9 protein-coding genes are annotated in these 10,116 nt (G+C 73.2%); 5 read left to right on the forward strand and 4 right to left on the reverse strand.

The window, feature by feature from the left end; all coding sequences use genetic code 11:
* Positions 1-193: hypothetical protein (locus tag JX283_RS06860; protein WP_204829910.1), on the reverse strand; the 193-nt coding region annotated here is incomplete at its 3' end.
* A 210-nt stretch (positions 194-403) separates the two neighbouring features.
* Here JX283_RS06860 and JX283_RS06865 point away from each other — a divergent pair.
* From JX283_RS06865 to JX283_RS06885, 5 genes are all read left to right on the forward strand, one after another.
* Complete coding sequence (locus tag JX283_RS06865; protein WP_135978784.1) at positions 404-739, forward strand: metalloregulator ArsR/SmtB family transcription factor; 336 nt, start codon at positions 404-406, stop codon at positions 737-739.
* Positions 736-3,072 carry a cation-translocating P-type ATPase gene (locus JX283_RS06870; RefSeq protein WP_204829911.1) on the forward strand — a complete coding sequence of 779 codons (2,337 nt, stop codon included), beginning with the start codon at positions 736-738 and terminating at the stop codon, positions 3,070-3,072. Before JX283_RS06865 ends, JX283_RS06870 begins: the two co-directional genes overlap by 4 nt.
* Positions 3,073-3,328: 256 nt before the next feature.
* The gene (locus JX283_RS06875; protein ID WP_204829912.1) at positions 3,329-4,540 is read left to right on the forward strand and encodes a threonine/serine exporter ThrE family protein; all 1,212 of its coding nucleotides are present in this window, start codon (positions 3,329-3,331) and stop codon (positions 4,538-4,540) included.
* Entirely contained in the window at positions 4,537-5,283 is a 747-nt protein-coding gene (locus JX283_RS06880) for a ThiF family adenylyltransferase (RefSeq protein ID WP_204829913.1), read from the forward strand. Before JX283_RS06875 ends, JX283_RS06880 begins: the two co-directional genes overlap by 4 nt.
* A gap of 5 nt (positions 5,284-5,288) precedes the next feature.
* Positions 5,289-6,107: a TatD family hydrolase gene (locus JX283_RS06885; RefSeq protein ID WP_204407550.1), complete on the forward strand. Its 819-nt coding sequence runs from the start codon at positions 5,289-5,291 to the stop codon at positions 6,105-6,107.
* A 256-nt stretch (positions 6,108-6,363) separates the two neighbouring features.
* On the opposite strand, the gene JX283_RS06890 is transcribed toward JX283_RS06885, so the two are convergent.
* From JX283_RS06890 to serC, 3 genes are all read right to left on the reverse strand, one after another.
* A complete protein-coding gene (locus JX283_RS06890; protein ID WP_204829914.1) occupies positions 6,364-7,641 on the reverse strand; it encodes a DUF1015 domain-containing protein in 1,278 nt (425 codons plus the stop codon).
* A gap of 9 nt (positions 7,642-7,650) precedes the next feature.
* The gene (locus JX283_RS06895) at positions 7,651-8,814 is read right to left on the reverse strand and encodes a 3-phosphoglycerate dehydrogenase family protein (RefSeq protein WP_204829915.1); all 1,164 of its coding nucleotides are present in this window, start codon (positions 8,812-8,814) and stop codon (positions 7,651-7,653) included.
* 58 nt (positions 8,815-8,872) lie between these two features.
* Positions 8,873-9,970, reverse strand: a complete 1,098-nt coding sequence (gene serC / locus JX283_RS06900) for a 3-phosphoserine/phosphohydroxythreonine transaminase (RefSeq protein ID WP_204829916.1) — start codon at positions 9,968-9,970, stop codon at positions 8,873-8,875.
* Positions 9,971-10,116 lie beyond the last annotated feature (146 nt).

Consider the following 10,116-nt stretch of genomic DNA (forward strand, 5'->3'; position numbering starts at 1 on the left):
GTGCGCGCCGGGCGAAGGCTCTGCCCGCCCCCACGCCGCAGGCGAGGCCGCCGAGGCATCCGAGCAGCGCCGCGAGGGCGCCCCAGGCGGGGTCCTCCAGCGACGCTAGGATGGCGCCGCAACCGAGCAGGGCAGCCCCGGCCCAGCCGAGGGCGGCGTCGCCCATGGAGTCGATGCGTCGGCGAAGGTCCATGGACCCCTCCCTCCCGGTGCCGGCGGGTGTCCCCGCCGTTCCACCCACAGTATATGCGAGGCCGTCCGCCGACCCAGGGGCGCCGGCCGANGGNGCNGGCGGGACGGGCTTGCCTGTGGGAGCCCGTGAGGTATACTGCTGATGAACATATGAGCAAGTGCTCATGAATTNCGGAGAGGCCGCCTTTGACGGCGGCGGAGGGAGGGGCCCATGGGCATCGACGGACCGGCCACCGAGGGGACCGACGCGTTCCTCACCGACGAGGACGCCATCTACGGGGCGACGCAGATCTTCGACGCCCTGTCCGACTACACGCGCTTCCAGATCCTCGGGGCGCTCATGACGGCCGAGCGCTCGGTCTCCGAGCTCCAGGAGATCTGCCCGGTGTCGCAGTCGGCCATCTCACACCAGCTGCGCCTCCTGCGCGACCGCGGGCTCGTGGCCCAGCGCCGCGAGGGGCAGCGCTCGATCTACTCGCTGGCCGACGGCCACGTGGCCACGCTCATCCGCGTGGGCCTCGAGCACGCGGGGGAGGAGCTCTCATGAGCGGGCACGATCGCCACGACCACGACCACGGGCACNGCGGCTGCGACGCCCACGGCCACGACGGCCGCGTGCACTGCGGCTGCGACGGCCACGACCACGGCGAAGCCGCCCCGACCCATGGGCCCTCCGGCACCCCGGACCTCACGTTCAAGGTCGCCGACCTCGACTGCCCCAACTGCGCCCGTGCCGTCGAGGAGGCCGTGAGGGGCCTGCCCGAGGTCGCCGACGCGAGCCTCACCTATGCGACGGCCACCCTCTCGGTGGTCTCCGCGGCCGGGGCCGAGCCCGCCGCCGTGGAGCGCGCGGTCCTGGACGCCGTGCGCTCGTGCGGGGAGGACCTCGAGCTCACCGACGAGCAGCTCGAGCGTCTCGACGCCCGTCGCGGCTGGTTCGCCGAGCACCGCGCCGCCGTGCTCCTCGGCACCTCCGCCGCCCTCATCGTCGCCGGCATCGTGGCCGAGGCCGCCGTCGGCGGCCTCGCCACGGCCTGGCTCTACGCCGCGGCCGCCCTGGCCGGCCTCGCGTTCATCCTCCCGCTCGCCGCCGCGTCCCTCGGGCGCCGGAAGGCCGACATGAACGNGCTCATGTCCATCGCCGTCGTGGGCGCACTGGTCATGGGCCTCGTGGAGGCCCTCGGCGGCCACCTGGAGGTGGACACCTTCCGCGACGCCGCCATCGTCATCTTCCTCGACCAGGTGGGCGAGTGGCTCGAGGGCTGGTCCATGCGCCGCAGCCGCGGCTCGGTGGAGGGCCTCATGGAGCTCGCCCCGGAGACCGCCCACGTGGTGCGTGCCGACGGCTCCGTCGCCGACGAGCCCCTGGCCGACGTCGAGGTGGGCTGGGAGGTGCGCGTGCTCCCCGGCGAGCGCGTGCCCCTCGACGGCACGCTTGTGGCCGGCGNCTCCAGCTTCGACGAGGCGCCCGTCACCGGCGAGTCCGTGCCCCAGGACAAGGGGGCGGGAGCCCGGGTGTACGGCGGCTCGCTCAACACGGTGGCGCCCGTCACCGTGCGCGTCACGAGCCGCGCCGACAGCGGCACCCTGGCCCGCATCGTCTCCATGGTGCAGGGGGCCCAGGCGCAGAAGGCGCCCTACGAGGCCTTCGTCGACCGCTTCGCCGCCGTCTACACCCCGGCCGTGGTGGCCGTGGCGGCGGCCGTGGGCGTCGGCGTGCCGCTCTGCCTCACCCTCGTGGGGGCCCTCGGCCTCGGGGCGACGCCCGACTGGGGCGCCTGGGTCTGGCGCGCCCTCACGCTGCTCGTCATCGCCTGCCCCTGCGCCCTCGTGATCTCCACGCCGGTCTCGTTCGTCTCGGCCATCTCCCGTGCGGCCCGCATGGGCGTGCTCGTGAAGGGTGGGGCGTACTTCGACATCGGCTCCAAGGTGGACGCCGTGGCGTTCGACAAGACCGGCACCCTCACCGCCGGCACGCCCGAGGTGGTCTCGGTCACGCCCTTCGGCGGCCTCTCCCGCGAGCGCGTGCTTGCCCTGGCCGCAGCCCTGGAGCGCGAGTCCACCCACCCCCTGGCCGCCGCCGTCCGCATGGCCGCCGAGGGGTCCGTCGCCCCCGCCCTTGCGGCCGCGGACGTCCGTGAGACGGCGGGCAACGGCATGACCGGCACCGTGGACGGCGCTGCCGTGCTCGTGGGCAAGCCGGCCTTCGCCCGCACCGTGGCGGCGCTCGACGGGGATGCCGGGCAGGCCGTGGACGACGCAGCCGCATCGGGGGCCACGGCCCTCGTGGTCGCGGTGGACGGCCGCGTCGCCGGCGTGGTGGCCGTGGCCGACTCCGTGCGCGCCACCACCCCCGAGGCCGTCTCCCGGCTCCATGCCATGGGCATCCGCGACACCGTGATGCTCACGGGCGACAACGCCCGGGTGGCCGCCGTGGTGGCGGGGCGCGTGGGCGTCGCGGAGGCGGCGGCCGAGCTGCTCCCCGACGACAAGGTGGCCCGCGTGGAGGCGCTCCGCTCCCAGGGCCGGACGGTGGCCATGGTGGGCGACGGCATCAACGACGCGCCGGCCCTCGCCGCGGCCGACCTCGGCGTCACCATGGGCGCCGCCGCCAGCGACACCGCCCTCGAGGTGGCCGACGTCGCGCTGCTCTCCGGCGACCTCGAGCGCCTGCCGTCGTTCTTCTCCCTGTCCCGCCGTTGCATGGCGGTGGTGCGCGAGAACATCGTCTTCGCCCTCNCCGTCANGGTCGCGGTGCTGGTGCNCGCGGTGCTCGGCGTGGCCGGCATGGGCGCGGCCATCTTCGCCGACACGGGCGTGGCCCTCATCGTCGTCCTCAACGGCATGCGCCTCATGACCCCCTGGGAGACGCGCTTCTAAAGGGCCCGTCCGGCAGGCAGGCGCGTTTCCGCCGGCACCGGCACCCGGCGGCGGGTGCCGGTGCTAGGCTGGTTTTCGTGTCTGCCGCCGTCAGGAAAGAGCCGCCGTGCCAGAGCCTGAGCAAGGGAACCGGAACCTCTCCACCTATCTCGACGTGTCGGGCCCGCACCACATGCGGGTGCCCTGGCACGAGGCTCTCAGCGAGCCGNGCCGCCCCGCCGTGGATGCNCCGCTCGCCGACNAGGTCNCGGTCATCATGCGCACCGGCCAGCTGGCCCTCTCGGCCGGGGACTCCGCCTGGCGGGTCCGCGACTTCATGAACCGCGTGGCCCACGTCCTCGGCGTCACGGTGCACGCGGACATCTCGCTCGTCAACATCGAGGCTACCTGCATCGAGGGCTCCCGGTCCATCACCGAGGTAGTGGCCANCCCCACGGCCGGCGTCAACACCGAGCGGGTCATGCTCCTCGAGCACTACCTCCACGAGNTCGAGGCTCTGGGCCGAGAGATCTCGGTGGGCGCCTTCCACGACCTGCTCGACGTCGTGGAGTCCAAGGGTCAGCGCTACCGCCCGTGGCAGAGCGGCCTCGCCTCGGGTCTCGCCTGCGGCTCGTTCGTCTTCCTCCTGGGCGGCGGCCCCGTCGAGATGGCCNGCGCCGCCCTCGGCGCCGGGTTCGGGCAGCTCGCCCGCCGCGTGGTGGCGGGCCGCCGCATCAACCAGTTCGTGGCCGTGGCTTGCGGTGTGGCCGTGGCCTGCGTGGCCTACCTCCTCTCCCTCATGGCCATGTCGCCCTGGGTGCCTGACGCCATGAGCCACGAGGCGGGCTACATCGGCGCCATGCTCTTTGTCATCCCGGGTTTCCCCCTCATCACAAGCGGGTTCGACCTCTTCCAGTCCGAGATGCGCAGCGGCATCGAGCGGCTGGCCTACGCCCTCACCGTCATCCTCACCGGCACCGCCGTGGGCTGGCTCGTGGCCACGGGCGTGCGGCTCTATCCCGACGACTTCGCGCCTTTGGGCCTCGGCCCCGTGCCGCTCANCGCACTTCGGGCCCTCTTCTCGTTCGTGGGCGTCTACGGCTTCTCGGTGATGTTCAACTCCACGCCCCGGATGTGTGCCACCGCGGCGTCCATCGGCGCCGTGGCCAACACGCTGCGCCTGTCGCTGACGGGGTTCTGGTCCGTGCCCCCCGAGGCCGCGGCCCTGGCCGGCGCCTTCGTGGCGGGGCTCCTCGCCGCCGCGTGCAAGGCGCGCACCTCCATCCCGCGCACCGCCGTCACCGTGCCCTCCATCGTGATCATGGTGCCTGGCCTCTACATGTACCGGGCCGTCTACTACATGGGCACGTTCCAGCCCACCGACGCCGTCGACTGGCTCATCAGGGCCGCCATGATCGTGGTGTTCCTGCCCGTCGGCCTCATCGCCGCCCGGGTCATCACCGACCCGCGGTGGAGGAGGGTCTCGTGACCGCGGCGCGGCCCGTGGGTGACGACGACCCCCGTCAGCGGCTGTTCCGGCGCTTCGGCGACGACGCCATGGCCCGGCTTGCCGGCGCCCGCGTGGCGGTGGNGGGCATCGGCGGCNTGGGNTCCGCCTGCGCCGAGGCCCTGGCCCGCGGCGCCGTGGGTAACCTGGCCCTCGTGGACGGCGACACCGTGGCGCCGTCCAACATCAACCGGCAGGCCGTGGCGTTTCTCGACACGGTGGGCCTGCCCAAGGTGGACGTCATGGCGGCCATCGCCGCGCAGGTGAACCCCGCGGCCCGGGTGGACATGTTCCGGAGGTTCGTGCTGTCCGACGAGGCGGCGGGCCTCCTGGACGAGATGGGCNCCGTGGACTACCTCTGCGACGCCGTGGACTCCATCGCCGTGAAACTGACCCTGGCCGAGCTCGCCCAGGAGCGCGGCATCCCGCTCGTGAGCGCCATGGGCGGCGCCAACAAGGTGCACCCCGAGCGCATCAGGGTCGCGAGCATCTGGGACNCNGNCAACNNCNCCATCTGCCGCGTGNTTCNCAAGGANNGCCGCAAGCGCGGCATCCGCGACCTAACGGTGGTGTTCTNGGACGAGCACGCCGTGCCGGTNGCCATGGAGCCGGGCACGGGCCGCGCCGAGCGCACCAACCTGGGCACCGCGTCGTTCATGCCGCCGGCCATGGGGTTGGCCATGGCCGGCAAGGTGATCCGCGACCTCACCGGCGTGGGGGAGTGACGGCCGTGGTCTCCGGCGCGGAGGGCGCCTGCCTGGCGCCGTTCGACATGCACCTGCACGGCGACTGGTTCTCGGACCCGCGGGCCTGCTCGGCGTCGTTCGCCGCCGCCGGCGGCGGGGCGCTGGGGTGCACCGTGGAGCCGGCGGGCTACGAGGGGCTCGCGGCCGAGCTGGCGGACGAGGGCCGTGTGCCGGACGGCGAGGCCGCGCGGGAGGGCGGCGGCCCCGGGCTGGTCCCGGCCCTCGGGCTGCACCCGTGGTGTCTGGGGGAGGGCTCCGACGCCGGGCGGCGCGTGGAGCGGTTCTGCGAGCTCGCCGGCGGCTGCCGCCTCGTCGGCGAGGTGGGCCTGGACCGGGGGCGGGCCCACCGGCAGGCGTTCGACGCCCAGGTCGCGGCCTTCCGGCGCGCGTGCGATGCCGTGGCGCCAGGGTCGGTCCTCTCCATCCACAGCGTGGGTGCGGCGGGGGAGGTGCTCGACATCCTCGGGGAGAGCGGCCGTCTGGCCGACTGCGCCTGCGTGTTCCACTGGTTCTCGGGCACGTCCGACGAGCTCGCTCGCGCCCGGGGCGCCGGATGCCTCTTCTCCGTGGGCCCGCTCATGCTGCGGTCCCGGCGCGGCCGCGAGTACGCCCGCCAGGTGCCGGTGGGCCGCCTGCTGCTGGAGACGGACCTCCCCGAACATCCGGGCACCGCCTGGGACGCCGGCGCGGGGCTCTCGGCCCTGGACGGGGCCCTGGCCACCGTCGCCGCCCTCAAGGGGGTGGAGCCGGAGGCCCTCGCCGACGCCGTCCGCCGCGCCTCCCGGGGGCTCCTGTCCCGCTGAGCCTCGCCGCCGCTGCCGCCGAGAGGCCCCCTCCTCCGCACCTGAACGCGGTTGGGGGCGATCTCGAAGGCCGGTTCGGCCCCCGATCCGCCCNCAACCGCGTTCAGGTGGGCGATTTCCGCCCCCAACTGCGTTCAGGTGGAGGCGGGGGTGTCCTCAACCGCGTTCAGGTGCGAGGTGCTCGGGTGAGGGTGTTCAGGTGGGTGGGGGCGGAGCGGGGCCGTGCCTCGCCCGTGCTGCACGGCCCCGCGGTCGGCTAGATCCGGTGGAAGAACAGCCCGCTTCTCAGCTTGGGTTCGAACCAGGTGGACTTGGGCGGCATGAGGCGGCCCTCGTCGGCTACGGCCATGAGCTCGTCCATGGAGGTGGGGTGGCAGACGAAGGCCACGCCCCCCTCGCCGGTCAGGCGCTCGAGCTCCGTGGTGCCGCGGTTGCCCCCCACGAAGTCCAGGCGCGGGTCCTGGCGCGGGTCGGCGATGCCGAGCACCGGTCCNAGCACGCGGTCCTGCAGCACGGCCACGTCGAGCGCGTCTGCGGCGTCTGCCGCGGCGGTCTCGGCCGCGAGGGCCGGGGAGGGCGTCAGCCGGTACCAGGCCCCGCCGCAGCACATGCCGAAGGTGCCGGGCTCCGTGGGCGCGGCGTCGGCGGCATCCACCGGCGCCACCTCGAAGCCGGCCGCCCCCACGGCGTCCACGAGCTCCTCGGCACCCAGGCCGGCGCGGTCGGCCACCACGCGGTTGTAGGAGAGGAGATCGAGCCCGTCCGCCGGGAACAGCACGGCCATGACGGTGTCNGAGGCCGCCTCGCTGCCGGCAGGGGCGTCGCGGCCGGCCATGGCGCCGGAGCCCTCCCGCCGCTCCATGGCCACCCGCACGGCCGAGGCGGCGCGGTGGTGGCCGTCGGCTATGTAGGCTCCCGGGATCTCGGAGGCGGCGTCGGCGAGCTCGCCGCGCAGGTGTCGGTCGTCCACGCGCCACACGGTGTTGCGCACGCGCTGTGCGTCGGTGAAGTCGTAGAGCGGCTCGCCCGCGCACACCGTCTCCACGGCGGCGGCTACGCGGCCGGCCCCCTGGGCGTCGGCGCGGTATGCGAGGAACACGGGCCCTGTCTGGGCCGAGAGCGCCCGGATGTGGCGTACGCGCCCCAGCTCCTTCTCGCGGCGCGTGTTCTCGTGGCGCCGCACGGCGCCGGCCACGAAGTCGTCCACGGCCACGCAGGCCACGAGGCCGGTCTGGGAGCGGCCGCCGNCCTGCTCGCGGTACACGTAAAACGTGGGCTCGCCGTCCTGGCGGTACACGCCCTCCTCCACCTGGCCGGCAAAGCGCCGGGCAGCCAGCGCGCAGGCCGCCTCGCCGTCGGGGTCGACGTCGTCCGCCACCCAGAGGCCGGGGACGTCGACGCCGAGGAACGAGAGGGGCTCGGCCTCCACGGCGCGCCGGGCCTCGTCGAGGTCCACCACGTCGTAGGGGAGGGCGGCCGTGCGTGCCGCCAGCTCGGGCGCGGGTCGCAGGGCGGCGAAGGGGTGGATGTGCATGGCGGGCTCCTATTTGATGACGCGCACGCGCCACATGTTGGGGATGGAGGAGAGGCGCTCGATGATGTCGGGCTCCAGGTGCTCGTCGGTGTCGAACATGGTGTAGGCNGCGNNGCCGGCGTTCTCNTTGGTNATGCGCTGNACGTTGGCGCTGGCGTCGGCCAGCACGGCGGTGATCTGGCCGATCATGTTGGGCACGTTGGCGTGCAGGCACGCTACGCGGCTTGCCCCGCGGCACACGCCCATGTGGCACGCCGGGTAGTTGACGGAGTTGGTGATGTTGCCGTTGTCCAGGTAGTCCACGAGCTCGTCCACGGCCATGCGGGCGCAGGAGGCCTCGGCCTCCACGGTGCCGGCGCCGGTGTGGGGCGTNACGTAGGTNTGGGGCATGTGGAGCGACTTGGGCGTGGCGAANNCCGTGAANAAGCGCTGCACCTGGCCCGACGCCAGCGCGGCCTCCATGGCGTCCTCGTCGATGACGTCCTCTCGGGCGTAGTTGAGCACCACGGCACCGGGGTTGAGCAGGGAGAGCTGCCCGGCGCCGATCATGCCGATGGTGTCCTCCTTGCGGGGCACGTGCACCGTGAGGTAGTCGCAGCCGCGGCAGAGCTCGTCGAGGTCCTCCACCGGCGTGACGTCGCGGGAGAGCTGCCAGGCGTGGTCCACGGAGAGGTACGGGTCGTAGCCGCACACCTCCATACCGAGGTCCACACAGGCGTTGGCCACCTTGGAGCCCACGGCGCCCAGACCCACGACGCCGATCCTGCGGTCGGCAACCTCGCGGCCCACGAAGGCCTTCTTGGAGGCCTCGGCCTCGGCGTAGGCATCCGGGTCGTCCTCGTGCTCGCGGCACCAGCGCATGCCGCCGAGCACGTCGCGCGAACCCATGAGCAGCAGGCCCACCACGAGCTCCTTCACGGCGTTCGAGTTGGCGCCGGGGGTGTTGAAGACCACGACGCCCTGCTCGGCCAGGCGCTCGTGGGGGATGTTGTTGACGCCGGCGCCTGCCCGCGCGATGCAGCGGATGGAGTCGGGCACGTCCATGTCGTGGATGTCGGTGGAGCGCATGAGGATGGCGTCGGCGCCCTCGGCGGAGGCCACGATCTCGTAGCCCTCGGCGATGGTGGACAGGCCGTCCTTGACGATGTCGTCGATGATCTTGATGGTGCGCATGGGGTCTGGTCCTCNCGTGAGCGGTGTGCGGTGGCTGGGCGCCGGCCCGGACGGCCGGCTAGAAAGATCGCCCGGTCACCGAGAGCTCGAAGGACTCCATGAAGGCCACGAGGTCGCGAACGGCCTCGATGTCCACGGCGTTGTAGATGGAGGCGCGGATGCCGCCTGCGAGGCGGTGCCCGGCGAGGCCCACGAGGCCCTCCCCGGCCGCACGTTCCACGAACTCGCGCTCGAGCTCGGGCGTGGGGAGGCGGAACGTCACGTTGGCGACGGAGCGCGACGAGGGCACGGCGCAGCCGAGGTAGAGGTCGGAGCGGTCGATGGCGCCGTAGAGCAGCGCGGCCTTCTCGGCGTTGCGCTCGCCCATGGCCTCGAGGCCGCCCGTGCCGCGCACCCAGTCGAACACCTTGCCGCAGAGGTAGATGCCGAAGGTGTTGGGGGTGTTGAGCATGGAGCCCTTGGCCAGCTGNGCGGAGAGGACGAGGTAGGTGGGGCAGACGCCCAGCGCCGGACCCTCCTCCACGAGCGAGCGGTCCACGACGAGCACGCACACGCCCGAGGGGCCGGCGTTCTTCTGGGCGCCGGCGAACAGCAGGCCGTAGTCGGTCACGTCCAGCGGGAACGAGAGGAAGCACGAGGAGACGTCCGCCACGAGCGGCGTGCCCCCGCAGTCGGGGAGCTCGTGGAACATGGTGCCGTAGATGGTGTTGTTCTGGCAGATGTAGCCGTAGTCCATGCCGGCGAAGGCCTCGGGCGCCGGAAGGTCCGGGATGCGGTCGAAGCCGGTGGGCTCGCTCGTGGCCAGGATCTCGGCGCTGCCGTACTTGGCGGCCTCCTCGGCGGCGACCTTGGCGAAGTGGCCGCTCACGATGTGCCCGGCGCGGCCGCGGCGCATGAGGTTCATGGGGATGCCCGCGAACTCGAGCGTGGCGCCGCCCTGCAGGAAGAGCACGCCGTAGGAGTCGGGGATGCCCAGCACGTCGCGGAGCGACGCCTCGGCGGCGTCGATGACGCGCCGGTAGGCGGCGGAGCGGTGGCTCGTCTCGAGCACGGACATGCCGGTGCCGGCGAAGTCCATGAACTCCGNCTGGGCCGAGAGGAGGACGTCCTCGGGCATCTGGGCGGGGCCTGCCGAGAAGTTGCGCGGTCGGACCATGGGGCATCTCCCAACGTCGCGGGACAGACGNTAAAAGCATAGCCCGGGCCCCGGCGGCGCGGCCGGCCCTGACACCGGGTGGTAACGAGGGGGAACGGCCGCTGCGCTATGCTTGGTGCAGATTGAAAGGAGTCCCGCCCATGCTC

The sequence above is a fragment of the Olsenella sp. CU969 genome (assembly GCF_905219715.1).
GTDB classification, from domain to species: Bacteria; Actinomycetota; Coriobacteriia; order Coriobacteriales; family Atopobiaceae; genus Granulimonas; species Granulimonas faecalis.

What these genes read in the sequence shown, in the direction of transcription:
- JX283_RS06865 (WP_135978784.1), top strand. Translation starts at nt 404, where the DNA reads ATGGGCATCGACGGACCGGCCACCGAGGGGACCGACGCGTTCCTCACC.